Source organism: Streptomyces sp. SudanB5_2050, assembly GCF_964272335.1.
GTDB lineage: Bacteria > Actinomycetota > Actinomycetes > Streptomycetales > Streptomycetaceae > Streptomyces > Streptomyces rochei.
In genome coordinates, this window is sequence record NZ_OZ186760.1 from 6,347,320 (window position 1) to 6,371,240 (window position 23,921).

Below are 23,921 nucleotides of genomic sequence, written 5' to 3' on the forward strand. Positions count from 1 at the left end.
CCGACCTCTACTGGTCGGACTGCTTCTCCACCCCTTCACCCACCACCGCGAACTGTCCGTTGACGGTGTTCTCGAGACGGAATCCGAGACGCAGGAGCAGACTTCGCAGCTTGCCACCCCCCAGAACCCGGGCGTAGCTCTGACGCCCGAACGTCTCCTGGAGCAGGGCTCCCAGGCGGAGCGAGGTGACCGCGTCGGTGTCGGGGCCTTCGCTCAGCATGGAGCGGACAAGGAAGCGGTAGGCCTCCTCTTCGTTGGTGCGGGCCAGTTCCTTGGCCCGGCTGCGGAAGTCGGCCGACGCCGCCGGTGCGGGTGGGTGCAGGGCGACGGGGCGCTCGGCACCGGGTTTCGGCGGCTCAGGGCGGGACACATCCGGGCGGGGCACAACAGGACGCCGTGGCACGACGTCGGTGCGTACAGCTGCCGATGGCGGCGCGGCCGGCTTGGAGCGGGGAGCCGGAACCGGGCGGCGGCTCGCGGCGGCGGGCGCGGCGAAGTCCACCGACCAGGCGCGCAACCCCTCGTAACTGAAACCCAGATAGAACTCGACGAGCTGATTGATGTCGCTGTGGCGCCGGAACTTGTCCTTCGGGACGAAGAATGCTCCCATGCGGCCGTCACCGACCGTGATCCAACCGGACTGCGGGCCTTCGATCTCCTTGATCACGCCAGTCATGCGCAGCAACTTGTCGGAGTGCTCCCACAGCTCCGGCTCGGGCCTGCGCTCACCCAACTCGGTGAAGTGCACCAGGCGCGGAGGGGCCTGCCTGCCGTCCTCTGCGGGAGCACCGACACCCACCCACTCGTAGCTGTACTGGCGGCGGCCGTCCCTGGCCAGTCGTTTGGAGTCGGTGACGTAGCGTTCGACCTCCTGCTGGTTCTGCTCCTCGTTGCGCAGCCAGCGCATGAAGCGCAGCACGTACAGGTAGTAGTGAGCCTCTTGGCTGGTGTTGCGGTAGTCGGCGATCACGGCGAAGCGCTGCAGCGCGTCCAGCTCGTCGTACTCCTCCAGTTTTCGATAGCAGCGGAACCAGGTCCGCATGTCGCTGTCGCTCAGGTCACCTCGGTTGTCGAAGACGGAGTCGTACAACTCCACCACCGACCGGAACGCCTCGGTGGCGACCGAGCTGAGTTCTTGCTGCTGTTCCCGGAAGAACGCGCGGGCGAGAACGAGCGCGGCGCCCGAGTGACTGCGCGACTCTGTGACCAGGGACCGCCACTGGCTGACGAGGCTCGCGATGTTGCCGTGCAGCGTCTGGAGCTGTCGTTCACAGGTGTTGTGGTAGCTGCTCCTGCGATGCCCGGGCAGGGCCATGTCGAGCTGATCCAGCAGCCCCTCGGCAACCCGGAGTTGTTCGTCCGCCCACCCGCCCACGTCCCCGCCATGGCGCACGAGGTCCAGGAAGTTCTCGTACGGTGAGATACGGACCATGTGGTTCAGCACGTCGACGATCATCTGTACCGGCGTGACGTAGGAGTGCTCGTCTTCGGAGTCGAGCCGACGCCCGTCGGCGAAGGCATCGAGCGCGCCCTGGTAGATGTCGTGGATGGCGTCCAGGGCCTCCTGTGTCCGCCCCGTGTCTGACGCTTCCTTCGCGAGTTCGTGCTTGACCCACAGACGGTGCACCATGCCGAGAGAGTGGAAGTGGAGGGAGTCCTTGCGCCCGGACAGCTCAATGGCCTTCAGGAGATATTCCTGGGCGTTCGGGTAGTCGTACTTCATCTCGTGGATGTGGTACCGGCCCATGTGGTTCCAGAAGTGCGGTTCTGAGGGGCACTTGCGGGTCAGCTCCTTGAAGATGCGGTAGGCCTCATCGCGTACCGGCACCTGGTGGATGAGCTCCGCAAAACGGGCGGCTGAGGGCGAGGAACCGCCCGACCACTGATTACGCCGGATGAAGAGGTCCTGGAGGATGCGCCGGGTCTGTGCGTTGTCGGAACCGAGGTGACCGCATACTTTGCCGATGAACTCGACGGCGGTGTCGGCGAGCCGTGACTCCCAGCGCCGCTCGCCCCCGGGCTCCAGCGCGGCCGCCAGCACATGTTCGGCGACGAAGGGATGGAGGAGCCGCAGTTCGCCGTTGTCGTCGACAACCAAGTGCCGCAGATCCTCGCCCAGCACCGTCCGCAAGTCTTCCTGGTAGTCAGCGGTCGAGGCGGCGAGATCCCCCCACTTTCCAGTGAGCCACCGTCGCACGAGGGGGTAGGGCAGGCCGTTCTGGGCGTAGCGAGTGACCAGTGCAAGGTACTTGGCGACGCGGAGCCGGCGCTCGTCGAGGTGGTTCAGATGACTTTCCACATAGCCCCTCGTTCCGGCGAAGTCGGCGGCGAAGGCGGAAAGCCCGAAGAAGAAGGGCGACAGCTGTTGGCTGGGCACGTTGCCGGGCCGGAGTTCGTTCACGGCCGCCCGGGCGCGCTCGTCCCTCGCGCGGACAGCGAAGCTCTGCCGGAACTCCGAGGCCTCCCCATGAGACATGGGATCCATCAGGTGGTACTTGTGGTGGCCGGGAACCCGACGGTTGGTTCGCGTCACCCAGAGCACGACAGCGGGTGTGTTCCACTGGTGCAGTCGGTGGTACAGGTTCTCCCGTTCGCTCTGCGTGAGGTCGGCGCTTTCCGTGACCACGAGTACCGAGCGTCCCGTGCGGCGGTAGACGTCGTCGATCCGTTCGACGGTGTCCTGGCTGTACCGGCGCACGAGGACGACCGGGTAGTCACGGTGCAGGTTCCACGCGATCCGGCGCGCCAGCGTCGTTCCGCCCGCTCCGGGTGAGTGGAAAAGCTCGAGCGTCGCAGAGCCCTGTTTCTGCAGGACTGCGGTGATGTTCTCGGTCAGCTCTCCCTGGACGTCCCGCGGCACGTCAAGCCCTTGATCCAGGTCCAGCCAGTTCGCGGGACGGCCGCGCCAGAACTCGTCGACCGGCTCGTCCTTGAGCTGACTACTGAGCGTCTGCGAGTGCAGCATCTCCAGATCGACGGAGAGCCGCGCCAGTTCCTCGCGCTCGAAGGGAACGGGGCCGTCCTTGCCCGGCATGGTTGGCGGCGGCAGCACGCGTGCGATGGTCCGCGCGTCTCCGAGGGCGGAAAGAAGGGCGGTGAACTCGGGGCCACCGGCGGCCACCACCATCCGGTCAACCTGCTCGTATGCCTCTTCGATCACCTCGAGAACTCGCTCGGCCCGCTCGTCCGGTTCCGTGCCCGCGGTCAGGCACAGGACGGACGCGGCTCGGTTCGGGCTGAGTTCGCTCTGCCTGTCGAAGAGCCGACGAATCAGGGGGAGGTGTCCCCGGCGCCAGTCCCGGAACATCTCCGACCGCTGTTCTCCGAGCCGTCCCCAGCCGTCGGCCATCAGCCAGGGCACGACTCCCCGGCCCGGTGTCACCGCCCCGTCGTTGAGTCCGAACCGGAGGATCTGATGCTCGACGGCGTCCGTGTGCACGAGGGCGGCCAAGCCGCTGGTCTCGCTCTCCGGGTTCAGGTCGACCACCGCCGACCAGCGCTGCGCGGCCAGATGTGCCATGTCAGGATGCTGGACGTCGTTCTCCACCACGAGGAACCGGTCGAAGCTGTTGGACGTACCGGCGGTGAAGAGCTTGAATCGCTGCACCAGCTCGGCGGAGGCTGCCTCGTCGCCCGACGTCGACACCTGCGCTCCCCGCGTCGAGGCCGAGGCGGATACCGATGACACTGGCCGAGCCGGGCGCTGCTCCAGCACTCGGTACCACATCGCCTCGTGATACTCGGTCAGGATTCGTCGCGTCGTCCATGCGGCCAGGTTGTACGCGCTGATGCGTTCCGGGTCCGCCATGCCCTTCGACGCGTAGTTCAGGGCCGCTCCGAGCCGAGCCAGCAGGTACTGGTAGTCCAGGGAGTCCTTACGGTTCGGCTGGTGCTCCCGCATGGCGCTCTCGGCGCCGCGCCTGATGCTCTTCGCGACTTCCACAAAGAGCTCGTCATCGACCTCGAGGATGCCGTTCGCGTCGAGTTGGTCAAGTTCCAGGAGGACCTGGGAGGACACCTGTCGGTTGCGGCGTGCCTGGATGGTGAGCACGGCGGCGGTCTCGAGGTAGGCCTGGTCGTACAGCAAGGGAGCGGGGGAGGACCAATTGACGTCGATGAGCCAATAGCTCCCGTGGTGCTGCCGGGTACGGTCCAGAAGGATGTTGCGCAAGTGCAGGTCGCCGTGACAGACGCCCAAGAGGGCGATGTCGTCCTGCAGGGTCAGCTCGTTCTCTTCCGCGAGGAGGGACAGCGGGTCGGGCAGCACCTGGCCTGACAGATGAAACCAGGGCCCGTCCACCCCGGCGAGTTGACGGGTCTCACGCAATGCCTTGCCACGTCCGGAGTCGAGGAAGCCGACACCGAGCCAGGCCTCCAGAACCTCCAGGGCCGTCATCACCTTCCGCCCCGTCGAGCTCACCAGCTGCGCGGTGAGGAGGTCGTGGCTCACGGTCTCGCACGCGGCCCGGAACTGCGCGCTGCCCGCCACCTCGGCGGCGTGCACGCCTCGGAGACCGCCGCCGGCGATCTCGTACAGATCGATGGCGAACCGGTCGTCCTCAGCGCTCAGAACCAGCTTCGGGACGTGTTGCTCGGTGAAGGTGCCAAGAGCGCCGAGGAAGTGCTCGTGAGCAGTACGCTGCCGCTCTTTGCCGGTGAGGGGCGTGGTCTTCACGATGTACTGGCCGTCGAGGCCCGGGCTGCCGCCGCTCGCCACATCGCACTTGGCGACCGAGGCTTCTGTGTATCCTCCGGCGAGATCCTCCATGAACTCGACCGAGGCGTCCGGCCCCAATCGAGAGTGGATGAGTCTCCTGACACGCTCCTGCACCGTGAGCGTGTGCGAGGTGACGGCTTCGTCGCCGTGCTCGGTGGTGTACGTCACATACGCCAGATTAGCGGGACAGTCGACGTCAAGTGGGGTCTACCGGCGGTCTGCTGGCTGCAGCGGGCTGTGAGTCAGGAGGTTCCGGTGACCCCCAGGTCGGAACGCATCGCGTCGCGCAGGTCGTGGAGCAAGGCACGTGCCGCATCGACGCGTGAACATACCGCGGACAGCGAGTCTCCGTCACGAACCGAGCCCTGCTCGAGGCGCCTGAGGATGCCGTAGATCTCGTTGAGCTCGGCGTTCGCTGCGCGTGCGGCGGTGAGTACGGTGTCGGGGACGATCATTTGGGCTTCGGCGTAGCAGTTCCGGTAGGAGGCGCGCTGCTCCTCCAGCAGGTCGGCTCCCTGATTCGGACCGGGCGCCGTCGACTCCCACGCATGCGCCCGGTTCCGCAGAGCCGTGAGGTACTGGCGGGCGGACGCGTTCAGCGCGACGTAGGCCGTGCGCCGGATGGTCAGCGCCGCATCCTGGGCCTGTTCCTCGTAGGTGGCGCGGCGTTGCAGCTCCGCATGATCCATCTCCCGCTGCCGCGTACGATCGTTGCTCCACTGCGTCAGCCAGGTGGCGGCAAGCGTTCCGCAGACCCCGATTACCGCGATGATCAGAGCATCGGTGGACAACTGGCCTACTTTCGGGTCAGGGCGTCGAGGGTGGGCATGAGGCCGCCTGCGGGCGCCGGGGTATCACTCCGCCGCGTCGCTGATCCCCAGGCGCAGGTGCTCGACGTGGTACACGGCCTGGTCGAGCAGTCCGGCCACGTGGTCGTCGTGGAGCGCGTACACCACCGAGCGGCCGCGCCGTTCGCCCACCACCAGGCCGAGGTTGCGCAGCAGCCGCAGCTGGTGCGAGCAGGCCGACTGCTCCATGCCGACCTCCGCCGCCAATTCGGTCGCGGGCAGCGGGCCTTCGCGCAGGCGGGCCAGGATCAACAGCCGTGAGGGGGTGGACAGGGCCTGGAGCGTGGTGGCGACCTTGGCGACGTTGTCCGCGTCCAGGCGCACGCGTGCGGCGGCGTCCTGCGCGGTGGTGGCGGCTCCGTGACCCATGCGCTCATCCTACTCACCTCACATGAACGCATGAATGAGTCTTCATCTGTTCCTGTATGGTGTGCCGCGTGTCCATCACGCTTGCCCCGACCCCCGTCCCCGCGCCCACCGACCGGGCGCCCCGCCGCCGCACCCGCGTCCTCGCGCTGCCCGAGGCCCGCTGGGCGCTCGTCTCGCTCGTCGCGTTCCTGCTGGCGCTGCCCCTCGACCTCGGCGGCGCCCCCGCCTGGACGTACGGCCCGCTGTACGTCGTGGCCTACGCCGCCGGCGGCTGGGAGCCCGCCCTGGAGGGCCTGCGCGCGCTGCGCGAGAAGACCCTGGACGTGGACCTGCTGATGATCGTCGCGGCGCTCGGCGCGGCCTCCATCGGGCAGGTCCTCGACGGCGCCCTGCTGATCGTCATCTTCGCCACTTCCGGCGCCCTGGAGGCCCTGGCCACCGCCCGCACCGCCGACTCCGTGCGCGGCCTGCTCGACCTCGCCCCCACCACCGCGACCCGGGTGACCGGCGACCGCGAGGAGACCGTCGCCACCGCCGACCTCGTCGTGGGCGACGTCCTCCTGGTCCGGCCGGGGGAGCGGATCGGTGCCGACGGCACGGTCCTCGGCGGCGAGGGCGAGGTCGACCAGGCCACCATCACCGGCGAGTCCGTCCCCGTCCTCAAGCGCCCCGGCGACGACGTCTTCGCCGGCACCCTCAACGGCACCGGCGCCCTGCGCGTCCGCGTGGAGCGCGACCCCGCCGACTCGGTCATCGCCCGCATCGTCACCCTCGTCGAGGAGGCGTCCCGGACCAAGGCGCCGACGCAGCTGTTCATCGAGAAGATCGAGCAGCGCTACGCGGTCGGCGTGGTGGTGGCCACCCTCGCGGTCTTCGGCGTCCCGCTCGCCTTCGGCGCCGACCTCACCGACGCCCTGCTGCGCGCCATGACCTTCATGATCGTCGCCTCGCCCTGCGCGGTCGTCCTCGCCACGATGCCGCCGCTGCTGTCCGCCATCGCCAACGCCGGCCGCCACGGCGTCCTGGTGAAGTCCGCCGTCGCCATGGAACGCCTCGGCGAGATCGACACCGCCGCCCTCGACAAGACCGGCACCCTCACCGAGGGCACCCCCGAGGTCACCGCCGTACGCCCGCTGCCCGGCACCGGACTGGACGAGGACGCCCTGCTCGCCCTCGCCGCCGCCGCCGAGCACCCCAGCGAGCACCCGCTGGCCCGCGCGATCGTGGCCGCCGCCCGCGCCCGGGACCTGAGCATCGCCCCCGCCGAGGACTTCACGGCGGCTCCGGGTCGCGGCGTCACCGCGGTCGTCGACGGCCACGAGGTGCACGTCGGCCGGGCCGACGCCCCCGAGGGCGCCGAGACCACGGTCCAGGTCACCCGCGACGGCAGCCCCGTCGGCACCCTGGCCCTCACCGACCGCCTCCGTGCCGACGCCGCCGGGGCCACCGCCGCGCTCACCGCCCTCACCGGCACCCCGCCCACCCTTCTCACCGGCGACAACGCCCCCGCCGCCGCCCGCGTCGCCGACGCGACCGGCATCACCGACGTCCGCGCCGACCTGCTGCCCGAGGACAAGGTGGAGGCCGTACGGGAGCTGGAGGGGACCGGCCGCAAGGTGCTGTTCGTCGGCGACGGCGTCAACGACGCCCCCGCGCTCGCCGCCGCGCACGCCGGCATCGCCATGGGCCGGGCCGGTTCCGACCTGGCCCTGGAGACGGCGGACGCGGTCGTGGTGCGCGACGAACTGGCGGCCGTACCCGCCGTGGTGGACCTCTCCCGGCGGGCCCGCGGGCTGGTTGCCCAGAACCTGGTCATCGCCGGTACGTTCATCACCGTCCTCGTCCTGTGGGACCTGATCGGACACCTGCCGCTGCCGCTCGGCGTCGCCGGCCACGAGGGATCGACCGTGCTGGTCGGCCTCAACGGGCTGCGGCTGCTGCGCGAGTCGGCGTGGCGGCCCGGCAAGCGATCCGCGGAGGCCCAGGAAGCGTGACGTCCATGTCGGATTCCCGCCAGCCCTCACCGGGCCGGCGGGCCATCCTGGACGCATGCAGACGGGAACGCGGACGGGAATGCACACCGACACCGAGCGCTGCGTGCGCGCCGTGCGGTCGAAGGACGCACGGTTCGACGGCTGGTTCTTCACGGCCGTCCTGACGACCGGCATCTACTGCCGGCCCAGCTGCCCGGTGGTGCCGCCCAAGCCCGCGAACATGACGTTCTACCCGAGCGCGGCGGCCTGCCAGCAGGCCGGGTTCCGGGCGTGCAAGCGCTGCCGCCCGGACACCAGCCCCGGCTCCCCGGAATGGAACGAGCGGGCCGACCTCACCGCCCGCGCCATGCGCCTGATCGCCGACGGCGTCGTGGACCGCGAGGGCGTGCCCGCTCTCGCCGCCCGGCTCGGCTACAGCACCCGCCAGGTCGAACGCCAGCTCCTCGCCGAGCTGGGCGCGGGCCCGCTCGCCCTCGCCCGCGCCCAGCGCGCCCAGACCGCCCGGCTGCTCATCGAGACCACCGCGCTGCCCATGGCCGACATCGCCTTCGCGGCCGGCTTCTCCTCCGTCCGCACCTTCAACGACACGGTCCGCGAGGTCTACGCCCTCTCCCCGAGCGAGCTGCGCACCCGCGCTCCCGAGGACCGCCCCGCGGGCAACGCGCCCGGCACGCTGTCCCTCCGCCTCCCCTTCCGCGCCCCCCTCAACCCCGACAACCTCTTCGGACACCTCGCCGCCACCGCCGTACCCGGCGTGGAGGAGTGGCGGGACGGCGCGTACCGGCGCACCCTGCGCCTCCCGTACGGTCACGGCATCGTGGCCCTCACCCCGAACCCCGACCACATCGCCTGCCGCCTCACCCTCGCCGACCCGCGCGACCTGACCGTCGCGATCAGCCGGTGCCGCCGCCTGCTCGACCTGGACGCCGACCCGACGGCCGTCGACGACCAACTGCGCGCCGACCCGCTGCTGGCACCGCTCGTCGACAAGGCGCCCGGACGGCGCGTGCCGCGCACGGTGGACGAGGCGGAGTTCGCCGTACGGGCCGTGCTCGGCCAGCAGGTCTCGACCGCCGCCGCCCGTACCCACGCCGCCCGCCTGGTCACGGCGCACGGCGACCCGGTCGACGACCCCGAGGGCGGCCTGACCCACCTCTTCCCGTCCACCGAGGCCCTGGCGTCGGTGGACCCCGAGACCCTGGCCATGCCCCGCACCCGCCGCACGACCTTCACCACCCTCGTCTCCCACCTGGCCGACGGCTCGCTCAACCTGGGCGTGGAGACCGACTGGGCCGAGACCCGGGCCCGCCTCCTGGCCCTCCCCGGCTTCGGCCCCTGGACCGCCGACGTCATCGCCATGCGGGCCCTCGGCGACCCGGACGCCTTCCTCCCCACCGACCTCGGCATCCGCCGCGCCGCCGGGGAACTGGGCCTGCCCTCGACCCCGGCGGCGCTGACCGCCCGTGCGGCGGCCTGGCGGCCCTGGCGGGCGTACGCCGTCCAGTACCTGTGGGCGACCGACGACCACCCGATCAACTTCCTGCCCGTGTGAGCCACCGCAGTCCGTGTGAGGAACCGACGTGAAACAGCACACCGTGATCGACAGCCCCTACGGCCCCCTCACGCTCGTCGCCGAGGACGGCGTCCTGTGCGGCCTCTACATGACCGACCAGCGCCACCGCCCGCCGGAGGAGACCTTCGGAACCGCCGACGACGGGCCGTTCGCGCGGGCGGAGGAGCAACTGGCGGCGTACTTCGCCGGCGAGCTGAAGGACTTCACCGTCGACCTGCGCCTGAACGGCACCCCCTTCCAGCGCACGGTCTGGGACCGGCTCCGGAAGATCCCCTACGGCGAGACCCGCACCTACGGCGAACTCGCCGCCGAACTCGGCAACCCGGCGGCCTCCCGCGCCGTGGGCCTCGCCAACGGCCGCAACCCCGTCGGCATCATCGTCCCCTGCCACCGCGTCATCGGCGCGAGCGGCGGCCTGACCGGCTACGGCGGCGGCCTGGAGCGCAAGCAGCGGCTGCTGGACTTCGAGCGGGGCGCGGCGCTCTTCTGACCGTGCGGCTCGGCGGCTCCGCGCGTCCCCGCCGGCACGCGCGGAACGACGCGCCTCAGCCGCCCGCCCCGTCCGTCCCGCGGGCCAGGGCGCGCAGCAGCGCGGGCAGCGCGGTGCCGATGGGCTCCCGGACGACCTCGTCCGCGAGGTCGTCGTACGGCGTCGGCTCGGCGTTGACCACGATCAGCCGCGCGCCGTGGTCGGCGGCCACACCGGCCAGGCCCGCTGCGGGCTGGACCTGGAGGCTGGTGCCGACGGCGACGAAGACGTGGCACGCCTCGGTGATCGCGACCGCCTCGCCGAACACGACCGGGTCGAGGGGTTCGCCGAACATCACGGTCGCCGGCCTCAGGACGCCGCCGCACTCCCGGCACGGCGGGTCGCCCTCACCGGCCTCGACGCGGGCCAGCGCCTCCTCCATCGGCCCCCGCACGGGGCAGCCGGTGCACACGTAGCTCCGCGCCGTGCCGTGCAGTTCGAGCACCTTGCGGGCGGGCAGACCGGCGAGCTGGTGCAGCCCGTCCACGTTCTGCGTGATCACCCGCACCGGCACCCCGGACCGCTCCAGCTCGGCCACCGCGCGGTGCGCCGCGTTCGGCTCGGCCCGCAGGGCCCCGGTCTCCAGCCGCATCCGCCAGGAACGGCGCCGGATCTCCGGATCGCCCATGTAGTACTCGTACGTGACGAGCTTCTCGGCCTCCGGGTCGGCGCGCCACAGCCCCTTGGGACCACGGTAGTCGCAGATGCCGGAGTCGGTCGAGACGCCGGCGCCACTGAGGACGGCGACGAGAGGCTTGCCGGTCATGCGGTCGAGGGTAGGACGCCACCGGCGGGCGGGCGAGCGGTTTCTTCTGGTGCCGGGTGCCGGGTGCCGGGTGTCAGGAGTCAGGCGCCGGCTGCGGGCCCGGCGCCCGGCGCACGGTCACACGTCGACCCGGCGGCCGTTCTCCAGCTCCGCCGTCCCCGACCCGTCCGCCAGCACGTCCAGCGCGGCCAGCACCCGGCCGTGGAGGGAGCCGAGCAGGTGGTCGCCCAGCTCCTCGCGCGGCACCAGGCGCCAGGACAGCAGCTCCTCCTCCTGCAACCGGATCGCCTTGAGGTCGTCCTCGGTGAGGACGCCGCCGTCGTACAGGTACGCCACGATCGGCGGCCGGCCCACCCCGTGAGACCAGTCCACCACGAGCAGCCGGCCGAGCCGGACGTCCAGCCCGATCTCCTCGGCGGTCTCGCGCCGCGCGCCCTGCCGCGGCGTCTCGCCGTCCTCCGACTCGATCGTGCCGCCGGGCAGCGTCCACCCCTCGCGGTAGTTGGGCTCGACGAGCAGCACCCGGCCCTCGGCGTCGCGGAGGACCGCGGCGGCACCGGCGAGGACGCGGGGGAGTCCGGCGATGTAGGTGGCGTAGTCAGGAGTCGTCATTGCGAAAGCGTAACGAGGGCCGCGCCCGCCCCGCCGTCCCGTTCCACGGTGCGGGCGGGGCATGACGGCGCGGGCGTCCTCCGGTTATGGTCGCAGCGGCGCGACTGCCTTGACGTGCGCAAGGCTCGGAGAGCAAGGGGAGAGCAAGGTGGCTGACGCTGCAGTGGACGGAGCCCGCAGGGTGCTCGTCGCCGCGGACAAGTTCAAGGGGTCGTTGACGGCCGTCGAGGTCGCCGAGCGGGTGACGGCCGGACTGCGCCGGGTCGTGCCGGACCTCGCGGTGGAGGCGCTGCCCGTCGCCGACGGCGGTGACGGCACGGTGGCCGCGGCGGTCGCGGCCGGGTTCGAGCGCCGGGAGGTGCGGGTCGCCGGCCCCCTCGGCGACGAGGTGACGGCGGCGTACGCGCTGCGCGAGGGCACCGCCGTGGTGGAGATGGCCGAGGCCAGTGGCCTCCAGCGGCTCCCGGAGGGTGTCCTGGCGCCGCTGACGTCGTCCACGTACGGCTCCGGTGAGCTGCTGCGGGCCGCGCTGGACGCGGGCGCGCGGACGATCGTGTTCGGCGTCGGCGGCAGCGCCACCACGGACGGCGGCGCCGGGATGCTGTCCGCGCTGGGCGCGCGGTTCCTGGACGGCGCCGGGGAGCCGGTCGCGCCGGGCGGGGGCGGTCTCGCCGACCTGGCCTCGGCGGACCTGTCCGGCCTGGACCCGCGGCTGTCCGACGTCGAGCTGGTGCTGGCCAGCGACGTCGACAATCCGCTGACCGGCCCGAAGGGCGCGCCCGCCGTGTACGGCCCGCAGAAGGGCGCCTCGCCGCAGGACGTGGAGACCCTCGACGCGGCCCTCGGGCACTTCGCCAAGGTGCTGGAGGGGACGGAGACCGTGGGCGCGCGGGCCGCCGAGTACGCCGCCTCGCCGGGGGCCGGTGCGGCGGGCGGCATCGGGTTCGGCGCGATGCTGCTGGGCGCGCGGTTCCGGCCCGGCATCGAGGTGATGCTCGACGTGCTCGGTTTCGCGCCGGCGCTGGAGCGGGCGGACCTCGTGATCACGGGGGAGGGCTCGCTGGACGAGCAGACCCTGCACGGGAAGGCCCCGGCGGGCGTGGCGTCGGCGGCGCGGGCGGCCGGCAAGGAGGTCGTCGCGGTGTGCGGGCGGCTGGCGCTGGCGCCGGAGGTGCTGGGGCGGGCCGGTATCCGGCGGGCGTATCCGCTGACGGATGTGGAGCCGGACGTGGCGAAGTGCATCGCGGACGCCGGTCCGATCCTGGAGCGGGTCGCCGAGCGCATCGCGCGGGACTTCCTGGCGTAAGGGCCCCACCGGCGCAGAGCACGCACAAACGGAAGGGCCCCGAACCCTACCCGGGTCCGGGGCCCACCGACATCACACCGTCACGGAAGCTGCGCGGCCCGCGCTTCCCGCCGATTGTCACGGAAATTGTTCACCCGGCGAGCCGTGGCGAACAGCGGGATCACCGCACCCATCACCAGCTGCAGCGCACACCCCGTCTGGAGCAGCAGCTGCCCGCTCGGCGCGTCGAAGGCCCACGCGGCCAGCAGCCCCATCGACAGGACGATCCACGACAGCATCGCCACCGCGAGGCGCCCCCGCGGCTTCGGGTACTCGACGCGGCTCACCATCAGCCAGGCCGTGCCGATGATCGCCAGCAGCGTCGCCACGAAGGGCAGCTCCAGCAGCACGATCGACACCACCGTCAGCGCCCCGAAGGGCGACGGCATGCCCTGGAAGGTGCCGTCCTTGACGGTGACGCAGGAGAACCGGGCGAGTCTCAGCACCACCGCCAGCAGCACCACGATCGCCCCCACCGCCGCCACCCGCTGGTAGGCGTCGTCCGCGACCATGCCGTAGACGAGGACGAAGTACGCCGGCGCGAGCCCGAAGCTGATGAGGTCGGACAGGTTGTCCAGCTCCGCGCCCATCGGGGACGAGCGCAGCTTGCGGGCGACCAGCCCGTCGAACAGGTCGAAGATCGCCGCGCACAGCATCAGGATGACCGCCGTGGCCGCGCTGTGGCGGGCCATGCCGGACTCTTCGCTGCCCATGAGGTGCGGGATCAGGATGCCGGTGGTGGTGAAGTACACCGCCATGAAGCCGCACGTGGCGTTGCCGAGGGTGAGGGTGTCCGCTATCGACAGGCGGAGCGAGAGCGGCATCTCCTCCTCTTCGTCCACCTCGTCGGCCTCCGGCACCCAACCGGCCTGGGTCTGCGGATCAACCACGGTCAATTCGAGTCACCCCAGCCACCGTCTTCTGGCCCACTTCGACATCCACCTCTACGCCCTCCGGCAGGTACAGGTCGACGCGCGAGCCGAAGCGGATCAGTCCGACCCGCTCGCCCTGCTCGACCTTGGTGCCCTGCGGCACGTAGGGGACGATACGGCGGGCCACCGCGCCGGCGATCTGGATCATCTCGATGTCGCCCAGCTCGGTGTCGAAGTGCCACACGACCCGCTCGTTGTTCTCGCTCTCCTTGTTGAAGGCGGGAACGAAGCCACCGGGAACGTGCTCGACCGACGTCACCGTGCCGGCCAGCGGGGCGCGGTTCACGTGGACGTTGAGCGGGCTCATGAAGATGGCGACGCGGGTGCGGCCGTCCTTCCACGGCATGATGCTCTGCACCACTCCGTCGGCGGGCGAGACGACCCGGCCCTGGGTGATCTCGCGCTCGGGGTCGCGGAAGAACCACAGCATCCCCGCCGCGAGCGCGGTGGCGGGGACGGCGACGGCCTTGGCGACGCCGGAACGGCGGGCGCGCAGGAGGCTGACGGCTGCGGTGGCGACGGTCGGCAGAAGCCACGGCGATGCTCCGCGCGCGAGGCGTACGCCGGCCAGGCTGTCGCGAGATGCAGAGGTTTGGCTGTGGGGCATGGATGACCTTCGTAGCGGATGATGCCGCGCACTGACGGGGGACGGCGGCTTTTCGGCGATCGTAGCGGCTTCCTGCCGCAACTGGGTAAGCCAGGAAGCCGAGTCGGCGGCCGAACACTGCCTACGGGGTGTGACCTTGTTCTCCAAGAAAACACCCCGTATCCGGACATCTAACCCTGGAATCGATACTCTTCGAGCAGTCGGCGGCCGATGATCATTTTCTGGATCTCGGCGGTGCCTTCACCGATCAGGAGCATCGGGGCCTCGCGGTAGAGGCGCTCGATCTCGTACTCCTTGGAGAAGCCGTATCCGCCGTGGATCCGGAAGGCGTCCTCCACGACCTCTTTGCAGTACTCGGAGGCGAGGTACTTGGCCATCCCCGCTTCCAGGTCGTTTCGTTCGCCCGAGTCCTTTTTGCGTGCAGCGTTCACCATCATCGCATGAGCCGCCTCCACCTTGGTAGCCATCTCCGCGAGCTTGAACTGAATGGCCTGGTGCTGGGCGATCTGCTTGCCGAAAGTGTGACGCTGCTGGGCGTACCGGACGCCGAGCTCGAAGGCACGCTGAGCGACGCCGCAGCCACGCGCCGCGACATTGACGCGGCCCACCTCGACGCCGTCCATCATTTGGTAAAAACCTCGGCCGGTGACGCCGCCGAGCACCCGGTCGGCCGGAACGCGCAGGCCGTCCATGATGAGCTCGGTGGTGTCGACGCCCTTGTAGCCCATCTTGTCGATCTTGCCGGGGATGGTGAGGCCGGGGCGGACCTCGCCGAAGCCGGGCTCCTTCTCCACCAGGAAGGTCGTCATCGACTTCTGCGGGGCCGTGCCCTCGGGGTGACCCTCGTCACTCTTCACCAGGACGGCCACCAGGGACGAGGTGCCGCCGTTGGTGAGCCACATCTTCTGGCCGTTCAGGACGTACTCGTCGCCGTCCTTCACCGCCTTCGAGGAGATCGCCGACACGTCCGAGCCGAGCGCCGGCTCGGACATCGAGAAGGCGCCCCGGATGTCGCCGGCGGCCATGCGGGGCAGGAAGTGGTCCTTCTGCTCCTGCGTGCCGTGCTGCTTGAGCATGTAGGCCACGATGAAGTGCGTGTTGATGATGCCGGAGACCGACATCCAGCCGCGGGCGATCTCCTCCACGCACAGCGCGTAGGTCAGCAGCGACTCGCCCAGGCCCCCGTACTCCTCGGGGATCATCAGGCCGAACAGGCCCAGTTCCTTGAGCCCGTCCACGATGTCCTGCGGGTACTCGTCCCGGTGCTCCAGCTCGGTGGCGACCGGGATGATCTCCTTGTCCACGAAGTCCCGGACGGTGGAGAGGATCTCCCGCTGGACGTCCGTGAGGCCGTGGGTCTGGGCGAGGCGGCTCATCTACTTCCCCTGTTCCTTCAGCTCGGGCCGGCCGGGCTGCTCGCCGCCGCGCTCCTTGATGTACGTCTCGGTGGGCACCATCACCTTGCGGCGGAAGACGCAGACCAGCGTGCCGTCCTGCTTGTAGCCCTTGGTCTCGACGTGCACGATGCCGCGGTCGTTCTTCGACTTCGACGGCCACTTGTCGAGCACGGTCGTCTGGCCGTAGATCGTGTCGCCGTGGAAGGTCGGCGCCACGTGCTTGAGCGACTCGATCTCCAGGTTGGCGATCGCCTTGCCGGAGATGTCGGGGACCGACATGCCGAGCAGGAGCGAGTAGACGTAGTTGCCGACCACCACGTTCTTGCCGAAGTCCGTCGTCTTCTCGGCGTAGTTCGTGTCCATGTGGAGCGGGTGGTGGTTCATGGTGAGGAGACAGAAGAGGTGGTCGTCGTACTCGGTGACCGTCTTCCCGGGCCAGTGCTTGTAGACCGCCCCGACCTCGAACTCCTCGTAGGTGCGTCCGAACTGCATCGCCCTCAGCCCTCCGGGATCTCGAACTTGCTGGTGCGCCGCATCCCGGCCGCACGTCCCTTGCCGGAGATCACCAGCGCCATCTTGCGGCTGGCCTCGTCGATCATCTCGTCGCCGAGCATCGCGGAGCCCTTCTTGCCGCCCGCCTCGGACGTGTAGTAGTCGTACGCGTCCAGGATCAGCTCGGCGTGGTCGTAGTCCTCCTGGGAGGGCGAGAAGATCTCGTTGGACGCCTCGACCTGACCCGGGTGCAGCACCCACTTGCCGTCGAAGCCGAGCGCGGCGGCGCGCCGGGCGACCTCGCGGTAGCCCTCCACGTTGCGGATCTGGAGGTAGGGGCCGTCGATCGCCTGGAGGTTGTTGGCGCGGGCGGCCATCAGGATCTTCATCAGGATGTAGTGGTAGGCGTCCGCCGGGTAGCCGGGCGGCTGCTCGCCCACGACCAGGGACTTCATGTTGATGGACGCCATGAAGTCGGCCGGGCCGAAGATGATGGTCTCCACGCGCGGGCTGGCCTGCGCGATCTCGTTGACGTTGTTCAGGCCCTGGGCGTTCTCGATCTGCGCCTCGATGCCGATGCGGCCGACCTCGAAGCCCATCGTCTTCTCGATCTGGGTGAGCAGGAGGTCGAGGGCGACGATCTGCTGGGCGTCCTGGACCTTCGGCAGCATGATGCAGTCGAGGTTCGGGCCGGCGCCCTCGACGACCGTGACGACGTCGCGGTACGTCCACTCGGTGGTCCAGTCGTTGACGCGCACGACGCGGGTCTTGCCGGTCCAGTCGCCCTCGTTGAGGAACTTCACGATGGTGTGCCGCGCCTCCGGCTTGGCGAGCGGCGCGCAGGCGTCCTCCAGGTCCAGGAAGACCTGGTCCGCGGGGAGGCCCTGGGCCTTCTCCAGGAAACGCGGGTTGCTTCCCGGGACCGCCAGGCAGGAGCGGCGGGGGCGAAGGCGGTCGACGGTCGTCATGCGGGGACCTCCAGGGGGTCGAGCTTGTTCGCGTTCCGGATCTCGTCGACGATCCGGCCGATGATGCCGGTGATGTCGAAATCCTTCGGGGTGAAGACCGCGGCCACTCCCGCGGCCCGCAGTTCTTCGGCGTCACCGTTCGGGATGATGCCACCGGCGATCACCGGGATGTCTGTGGCACCGGCCACACGGAGTCGTTCCAGCACGTCCGGGACGAGCTGGGCGTGCGAGCCGGAGAGGATGGACAGGCCCACCGCGTGCACGTCCTCGGCGAGGGCGGCGTCCACGATCTGCTCCGGGGTGAGCCGGATGCCCTGGTAGACCACCTCGAACCCGGCGTCGCGGGCCCGCACGGCGATCTGCTCGGCGCCGTTGGAGTGACCGTCCAGGCCGGGCTTGCCGACCAGGAAGCGCAGCTTGCCGACGCCGAGGTCCTTCGCCGTCAGGTCCACCTTCCGGCGTACCTCGGACAGGGCGGAGCCCTCCTCGGCGGCGACCGCGACCGGCGCCGACGACACCCCCGTGGGTGCCCGGAACTCGCCGAAGACCTCGCGCAGTGCCCCCGCCCACTCGCCGGTCGTGACGCCGGCGCGGGCGCACTCCAGGGTGGCCTCCATGAGGTTGTCGGTGCCCTTGGCGGCCTCCTTCAGCTTCTCCAGCGCCTTGCAGGGGCGCGGGTGGTTGAAGGGCGGCTGGTACCGGGTGTCCCGCCAGTGCTGGAGCGAGGCGATGACACGGGCCTCCACCGCCGGGTCCACCGTCTGGATGGCGGTGTCCAGGTCGGCGGTCAGCGGGTTGGGTTCGGTGCCCTCGAAGGCGTTGACACCGATGATCTTCTCCTCGCCGGACTCGATCCGGGCCCGGCGCTCGGCGTGCGAGGCGACCAGCTGCGACTTGAGGTAGCCGGACTCGACGGCCGCCATCGCGCCGCCCATCTCCTGGATGCGCTCGATCTCCGCGAACGCCTCCCCGACCAGCTCGGCCACCTTCGCCTCGACCACCTTCGAGCCCTCGAAGAGGTCGCCGTACTCCAGCAGGTCGCTCTCGTACGCCAGCACCTGCTGGATGCGCAGCGACCACTGCTGGTCCCAGGGCCGGGGCAGGCCCAGCGCCTCGTTCCAGGCCGGCAGCTGCACGGCACGCGCGCGGGCGTCCTTGGAGAGGGTGACCGCCAGCATCTCCAGCACGATCCGCTGGACGTTGTTCTCCGGCTGCGCCTCGGTCAGCCCGAGGGAGTTGACCTGGACGCCGTAGCGGAAACGGCGGTGCTTGGGGTTCTCGATGCCGTACCGCTCGCGTGTGATGCGGTCCCAGATCTGCCCGAAGGCCCGCATCTTGCACATCTCCTCGACGAAGCGGACGCCCGCGTTCACGAAGAAGGAGATACGGCCGACCACGTCGCCCATGCGCTCCTCGGGCACCTGGCCGCTGTCGCGCACGGCGTCGAGGACGGCGATCGCGGTGGACATCGCGTACGCGATCTCCTGCACCGGTGTGGCGCCCGCCTCCTGCAGGTGGTAGCTGCAGATGTTGATCGGGTTCCACTTCGGGAGGTGGGAGACCGTGTACGCGATCATGTCCGTCGTCAGGCGGAGCGAGGGGCCCGGCGGGAAGACGTGCGTCCCGCGGGACAGGTACTCCTTGACGATGTCGTTCTGGGTCGTGCCGCTGAGCCGGGTGATGTCCGCGCCCTGCTCCTCGGCGACGACCTGGTAGAGCGCCAGCAGCCACATGGCCGTGGCGTTGATGGTCATCGAGGTGTTCATCTGCTCCAGGGGGATGTCCTGGAACAGCCGGCGCATGTCACCGAGGTGCGCGACCGGCACGCCGACCCGGCCCACCTCGCCGCGGGCGAGGATGTGGTCGGAGTCGTAGCCGGTCTGGGTCGGCAGGTCGAAGGCGACCGACAGACCGGTCTGGCCCTTGGCGAGGTTGCGCCGGTACAGCTCGTTGGACGCCTCGGCCGTGGAGTGACCGGCGTAGGTGCGCATGAGCCACGGCCGGTCCTTCTGACGCTCAGTCATGTGTGGCCTCCGCCGTCCTCAGATGTTCCGGAAGCGGTTGATGGCGTCGAGGTGCTTGGCGCGCTTCTCGTGGTCGCGCACGCCCAGGCCCTCCTCGGGGGCCATGCACAGCACGCCGACCTTGCCCTGGTGGGCGTTGCGGTGGACGTCGTGGGCGGCCTGCCCGGTGTCCTCCAGGGAGTACACCTTGGACAGGGTGGGGTGGATCTTGCCCTTGGCGATCAGGCGGTTGGCCTCCCACGCCTCGCGGTAGTTGGCGAAGTGGGAGCCGATGATGCGCTTCAGGGACATCCACAGGTAGCGGTTGTCGTACTCGTGCATGTAGCCCGAGGTCGAGGCGCAGGTGGTGATGGTGCCGCCCTTGCGGGTGACGAAGACGGAGGCGCCGAAGGTCTCGCGGCCGGGGTGCTCGAAGACGATGTCGATGTCCTCGCCGCCGGTGAGTTCGCGGATGCGCTTGCCGAAGCGCTTCCACTCCTTCGGGTCCTGGGTCTGCTCGTCCTTCCAGAACCTGTAGCCCTCGGCGCTGCGGTCGATGATCGCCTCGGCGCCCATCGAGCGGCAGATGTCCGCCTTCTGCTCGCTGGAGACGACGCAGATCGGGTTGGCGCCGCCGGCCAGCGCGAACTGGGTGGCGTAGGAGCCGAGGCCGCCGCTCGCGCCCCAGATGAGGACGTTGTCGCCCTGCTTCATGCCGGCGCCGTTGCGGGAGACCAGCTGGCGGTAGGCGGTGGAGTTGACCAGTCCGGGGGCGGCGGCCTCCTCCCAGCTGAGGTGGTCCGGCTTGGGCATCAGCTGGTTGGACTTGACGAGCGCGATCTCGGCGAGGCCGCCGAAGTTGGTCTCGAAGCCCCAGATCCGCTGCTCGGGGTCGAGCATCGTGTCGTTGTGGCCGTCGGACGACTCCAGCTCGACGGAGAGGCAGTGCGCGACGACCTCGTCGCCGGGCTGCCAGGCGTTGACGCCCGGGCCGGTGCGCAGAACGACGCCCGCGAGGTCGGAGCCGATGATGTGGTACGGCAGGTCGTGGCGCTTGGCCAGCTCGTTGGTGCGGCCGTAGCGCTCCAGGAACCCGAAGGTGGACAGCGGCTCGAAGATCGAGGTCCACACCGAGTTGTAGTTCACCGAGGAGGCCATGACGGCCACCAGGGCCTCGCCCGGGCCCAGCTCGGGCACCGGCACCTCGTCGAGGTGGATCGACTTGCGCGGGTCCTTGTCGCGGGTCTCCAGGCCCGCGAACATCTCCGTCTCGTCCTTGTGCACGGTGATCGCGCGGTACGACTCGGGGATCGGCAGGGCGGCGATGTCGGCCGGCGTGGATTCGGGCGACTGGATCGCGTCCAGGATGTCCTTCACGGTCACGGTGTTGCCTCCGGCGATGAGCGCCCTGAGGGAGGGGCGCCGATGGGTACGTCGGTGCTGCTGAGGGTTGGTGTGAAAGTGCCTGTGACGCAGGCGTTCGGGCGCGCAGGGGATGAGTGCGGGGACAGCCCGGACACCTTCAACGTATGACACCGCGTGTCACCCCGCAAGGCACTGAGTGCCAGAAGTTCCACTCAGATGAAATCTTTACGCTACAGATGAGCGATGATCGATCGAATGAGGGTGCAGGAGGGGTGGGAAAGGGGCGTTGACATGCAAAAACGGCCACCCGGTGGGTGGCCGTCATCACAGCACGGAACGAGCGGGGAGCGCCCCTCAGTGTCTCTCAGGGCCTCTCAGTGCTCCTCAGTGCTCCTTGAGGGCCTGCTCGATGGTGCGCATCACCTCGTGCAGCGGCGCGTCGGTGCGCGCCACCGTCACCAGCACCTCGCCCTGCACCGAGGCCGAGGAGGCCGCGGGCCGCGCGCCGGCCGCCGTGGAGCGCCCCGCCCCGATGCCGGTGCCGAACGTCCGGCGGACGATGGCGAAGGCGTGGTCCAGCTGCGCCTCCACGTCCCCCTGGCCGCCCGCCCTGAGCCAGCGCCGCAGCACGTGGTTGTGGGCGGTCACCACGGCCGAGGCGGCGACCTCGGCCAGCAGCGGGTCGTCGTTGGCGTCGTCGTCGTGCGCGTGCTCGTCGAAGTGGCCGAGGAGATAGCGGGTGAACAGGCGCTCGTAACGGGCCACCGAGGCGATCTCCGCCTCACGCAGCGTCGGCACCTCACGGGTCAGCTTGTAGCGGGCCACCGAGATCTCCGGCCGGGCCGCGTACATCTTCATGACTTCCTTGATGCCGCGACACACCGTGTCGAGCGGGTGCTCGTGCGCGGGCGCCGCGTTGAGCACCGCCTCCGCGCGGACCAGGGTGTCGTCGTGGTCCGGGAAGATCGCCTCTTCCTTGGAGCGGAAGTGCCGGAAGAAGGTGCGGCGGGCGACCCCGGCCTGGGCCGCGATCTCGTCGACGGTGGTCGCCTCGTACCCCTTGGTCGCGAACAGCTCCATCGCCGCCGCCGCCAGTTCCCGGCGCATTTTCAGCCGCTGGGCGGCGGCTCGGCTGCCGGCCGCGCTCTCCGGCGCGTCGGGCGTGGCTGGTGTACGTGAGGACCTGGCGGGCTGGGACATGCCATGAACGTACTGCATGTGCCCGCAATCATGCGCGTGACCGGGGATCCCGCCGCCCGGGGCGGGCGGCGCGGACCCGGCCGCGGGCGGCGGGAACCCGGCCGGGTCGAGCAGCCCGCCCCAGTCCTCCTCGGTACGGAACCAGTCACCCGCCCCCTCAGCGGCGGGCATACTCGCGGAAGCCGCGGCCCGTCTTGCGGCCGAGGCAGCCCGCGGCCACCAGATGCTCCAGCAGCGGCGCCGGGGCCAGACCCGGGTCGCGGAACTCGCGGTGCAGCACCTTCTCGATGGCCAGCGAGACGTCCAGCCCGACCACGTCCAGCAGCTCGAAGGGGCCCATCGGGTAACCGCCGCCCAGCTTCATCGCCGCGTCGATGTCGTCGAGCGTCGCGTAGTGCTCCTGGACCATCTTCACGGCGTTGTTGAGGTACGGGAACAGCAGGGCGTTCACGATGAACCCGGCGCGGTCGCCGCAGTCCACGGCGTGCTTGCGGATCTTGCCGCAGACCTCGCGGACGGTGGCGTGCACGTCGTCCGCCGTCAGCACCGTGCGGACCACCTCGACCAGCTTCATCGCCGGCGCCGGGTTGAAGAAGTGCATGCCGATCACGTCCTGCGGACGCGAGGTGGCGCGGGCGCAGGCGACGACCGGCAGCGAGGAGGTGGTGGTGGCCAGCACCGCGCCGGGCTTGCAGACCTTGTCCAGCGTGGCGAACAGCTGCCGCTTGACCTCCAGGTCCTCGGCGACCGCCTCCACGGCCAGGTCGACGTCGGCGAAGTCGTCGTAGGTGCCGGTCGGCGTGATCAGCTCCAGCGTCCGCGCGGCGGCCTCGGCGGTCAGCCGGCCCTTGTCCACGCTGCGGGCCAGGGACTTCCCGATGCGGGCCTTGGCGGTCTCGGCCTTCTCCGCGCTGCGGGCGGCGAGCACCACCGCGTAGCCGGCCTTCGCGAAGACCTCCGCGATGCCGGACGCCATGGTCCCCGAACCGGCGACACCTACGGAGCGGACCGGACGCCCGGCGGCCTCGGTGCCGCCCGCGCCGGGCGTCAGGGCGTCCGGCACCACCACCGCGCTGCCCGGCGCCTCGTAGGTGTAGAAGCCGCGTCCCGCCTTGCGGCCCGTCAGGCCCGCCTCGCTGAGCTGCCGCAGGATCGGGGCGGGAGCGTGCAGCCGGTCGTGGGAGGCGGCGTACATGGCCTCCAGCACCGTGCGCGCGGTGTCCACACCGATCAGGTCCAGCAGGGCCAGCGGGCCCATCGGCAGCCCGCAGCCGAGCCGCATCGCGGCGTCGATGTCCTCGCGGGAGGCGTAGTTCGCCTCGTACATCGCGGCGGCCTGGTTCAGGTACCCGAACAGCAGCCCGTCGGCGACGAAGCCCGGCCGGTCGCCGACGGCGACGGGCTCCTTGCCGAGGTCCAGGGCCAGGTCGGTGACGGCCGTGACGGCGCCCGGCGCGGTCAGCACCGAGGAGACGACCTCGACCAGCTTCATCGCCGGCGCCGGATTGAAGAAGTGCAGGCCCAGGACCCGCTCCGGGCGGGCCGAGTCGGCGGCCAGCCGGGTCACGGACAGCGCGTTGGTGCCGGTCGCCAGGATGGTCTCGGGACGCACGATGCCGTCCAGCTCCCGGAAGACCTGCTGCTTGATCTCGTACGACTCCGGGACCACCTCGATCACCAGGTCGGCGTCGGCCGCCGCGCGCAGGTCGGTGGAGGTGTGGACGCGGGCGAGGGCGTCGGCGCGCTCCCGCTCGGTGAGGCGTCCGCGCTCGACGGAACGGGCGGTGGAGGACTCCAGCGCGGCGACGGCCGTCGCCGCCTGTGCCTCGCTCACGTCGATGCCGACGACGTCGCGGCCGGCCCGGGCGAGCACTTCGGCGATGCCGGTGCCCATCGTGCCGAGGCCGACGACGGCGACGGTCCGCAGCGGGGACAGAGGGGTGTCGGACAGGGGAGTGGCCATCGCGGGACTCCAGGAATGAGGGTGACGACGGGAGCACGCCCGGACGCGCCGAGGGGCGCGCCGGATGCGTGGAGGAGGGAGTGCGGGTGTTGCCGGGCTGACGGACGCACACGCCCGGTGCCGACGCGGGGGGGCGTGCACACGCCCGCCCGGCGGCGGTTGCCGACCGGCCCTGTCCCGAGGCCGGGTCGCACTGCGGTACCCGAAGATCCGGTACCGAACCGACTGCTCTGCTCTCACA

18 protein-coding genes are annotated in these 23,921 nt (G+C 70.5%); 4 read left to right on the forward strand and 14 right to left on the reverse strand.

Going from position 1 to position 23,921, the window contains the following annotated elements; all coding sequences use genetic code 11:
• Window positions 1-7: 7 nt before the first annotated feature.
• From ACFZP7_RS28095 to ACFZP7_RS28105, 3 genes are all read right to left on the reverse strand, one after another.
• A complete protein-coding gene (locus ACFZP7_RS28095; protein WP_385636526.1) occupies window positions 8-4,885 on the reverse strand; it encodes a hypothetical protein in 4,878 nt (1,625 codons plus the stop codon).
• Between the two features lie 74 nt (window positions 4,886-4,959).
• Entirely contained in the window at window positions 4,960-5,508 is a 549-nt protein-coding gene (locus tag ACFZP7_RS28100) for a hypothetical protein (protein WP_385636528.1), read from the reverse strand.
• A 63-nt stretch (window positions 5,509-5,571) separates the two neighbouring features.
• A complete protein-coding gene (locus ACFZP7_RS28105) occupies window positions 5,572-5,934 on the reverse strand; it encodes a metalloregulator ArsR/SmtB family transcription factor (RefSeq protein ID WP_019328613.1) in 363 nt (120 codons plus the stop codon).
• Between the two features lie 56 nt (window positions 5,935-5,990).
• On the opposite strand from ACFZP7_RS28105, the gene ACFZP7_RS28110 reads away from it, so the two are divergent.
• The 3 genes from ACFZP7_RS28110 to ACFZP7_RS28120 all read left to right on the forward strand — a co-directional run bounded on the left by ACFZP7_RS28110 (window position 5,991) and on the right by ACFZP7_RS28120 (window position 9,991).
• On the forward strand, window positions 5,991-7,928 hold the full coding sequence (locus tag ACFZP7_RS28110; RefSeq protein WP_385636530.1) for a heavy metal translocating P-type ATPase: 1,938 nt from the start codon (window positions 5,991-5,993) through the stop codon (window positions 7,926-7,928).
• 79 nt (window positions 7,929-8,007) lie between these two features.
• Window positions 8,008-9,480 (forward strand): AlkA N-terminal domain-containing protein, encoded by a 1,473-nt coding sequence (locus tag ACFZP7_RS28115; protein WP_385638531.1) that lies wholly within the window; start codon window positions 8,008-8,010, stop codon window positions 9,478-9,480.
• A gap of 28 nt (window positions 9,481-9,508) precedes the next feature.
• Entirely contained in the window at window positions 9,509-9,991 is a 483-nt protein-coding gene (locus ACFZP7_RS28120; protein WP_019328616.1) for a methylated-DNA--[protein]-cysteine S-methyltransferase, read from the forward strand.
• 55 nt (window positions 9,992-10,046) lie between these two features.
• On the opposite strand, the gene ACFZP7_RS28125 is transcribed toward ACFZP7_RS28120, so the two are convergent.
• Together ACFZP7_RS28125 and ACFZP7_RS28130 are read right to left on the reverse strand one after the other, a co-directional pair.
• Window positions 10,047-10,796, reverse strand: coding sequence for an NAD-dependent deacetylase (locus ACFZP7_RS28125; RefSeq protein WP_385636533.1), 750 nt, complete (start codon window positions 10,794-10,796; stop codon window positions 10,047-10,049).
• Window positions 10,797-10,913: 117 nt separating this feature from the next.
• Window positions 10,914-11,408 carry an NUDIX hydrolase gene (locus ACFZP7_RS28130; RefSeq protein ID WP_019328618.1) on the reverse strand — a complete coding sequence of 165 codons (495 nt, stop codon included), beginning with the start codon at window positions 11,406-11,408 and terminating at the stop codon, window positions 10,914-10,916.
• Between the two features lie 163 nt (window positions 11,409-11,571).
• On the opposite strand from ACFZP7_RS28130, the gene ACFZP7_RS28135 reads away from it, so the two are divergent.
• Complete coding sequence (locus tag ACFZP7_RS28135) at window positions 11,572-12,714, forward strand: glycerate kinase (protein WP_030968735.1); 1,143 nt, start codon at window positions 11,572-11,574, stop codon at window positions 12,712-12,714.
• Between the two features lie 80 nt (window positions 12,715-12,794).
• Here ACFZP7_RS28135 and pssA read toward each other — a convergent pair whose 3' ends face one another.
• From pssA to ACFZP7_RS28180, 9 genes are all read right to left on the reverse strand, one after another.
• The gene (gene pssA / locus ACFZP7_RS28140; protein ID WP_019328620.1) at window positions 12,795-13,613 is read right to left on the reverse strand and encodes a CDP-diacylglycerol--serine O-phosphatidyltransferase; all 819 of its coding nucleotides are present in this window, start codon (window positions 13,611-13,613) and stop codon (window positions 12,795-12,797) included.
• 22 nt (window positions 13,614-13,635) lie between these two features.
• The gene (locus ACFZP7_RS28145; RefSeq protein WP_019328621.1) at window positions 13,636-14,292 is read right to left on the reverse strand and encodes a phosphatidylserine decarboxylase; all 657 of its coding nucleotides are present in this window, start codon (window positions 14,290-14,292) and stop codon (window positions 13,636-13,638) included.
• Window positions 14,293-14,462: 170 nt separating this feature from the next.
• A complete protein-coding gene (locus ACFZP7_RS28150; RefSeq protein ID WP_385636536.1) occupies window positions 14,463-15,668 on the reverse strand; it encodes an acyl-CoA dehydrogenase family protein in 1,206 nt (401 codons plus the stop codon).
• On the reverse strand, window positions 15,669-16,181 hold the full coding sequence (locus tag ACFZP7_RS28155; RefSeq protein WP_019328623.1) for a MaoC family dehydratase: 513 nt from the start codon (window positions 16,179-16,181) through the stop codon (window positions 15,669-15,671).
• Between the two features lie 5 nt (window positions 16,182-16,186).
• Complete coding sequence (locus ACFZP7_RS28160; protein ID WP_019328624.1) at window positions 16,187-17,149, reverse strand: CoA ester lyase; 963 nt, start codon at window positions 17,147-17,149, stop codon at window positions 16,187-16,189.
• Complete coding sequence (locus ACFZP7_RS28165) at window positions 17,146-19,173, reverse strand: protein meaA (RefSeq protein WP_031017993.1); 2,028 nt, start codon at window positions 19,171-19,173, stop codon at window positions 17,146-17,148. Before ACFZP7_RS28165 ends, ACFZP7_RS28160 begins: the two co-directional genes overlap by 4 nt.
• A gap of 18 nt (window positions 19,174-19,191) precedes the next feature.
• Window positions 19,192-20,529, reverse strand: a complete 1,338-nt coding sequence (gene ccrA / locus ACFZP7_RS28170) for a crotonyl-CoA carboxylase/reductase (RefSeq protein WP_031017991.1) — start codon at window positions 20,527-20,529, stop codon at window positions 19,192-19,194.
• Between the two features lie 372 nt (window positions 20,530-20,901).
• A complete protein-coding gene (locus ACFZP7_RS28175) occupies window positions 20,902-21,717 on the reverse strand; it encodes a TetR family transcriptional regulator (RefSeq protein WP_029394026.1) in 816 nt (271 codons plus the stop codon).
• Between the two features lie 157 nt (window positions 21,718-21,874).
• A complete protein-coding gene (locus tag ACFZP7_RS28180) occupies window positions 21,875-23,680 on the reverse strand; it encodes a 3-hydroxyacyl-CoA dehydrogenase family protein (protein ID WP_385636538.1) in 1,806 nt (601 codons plus the stop codon).
• Between the last annotated feature and the right edge of the window lie 241 nt (window positions 23,681-23,921).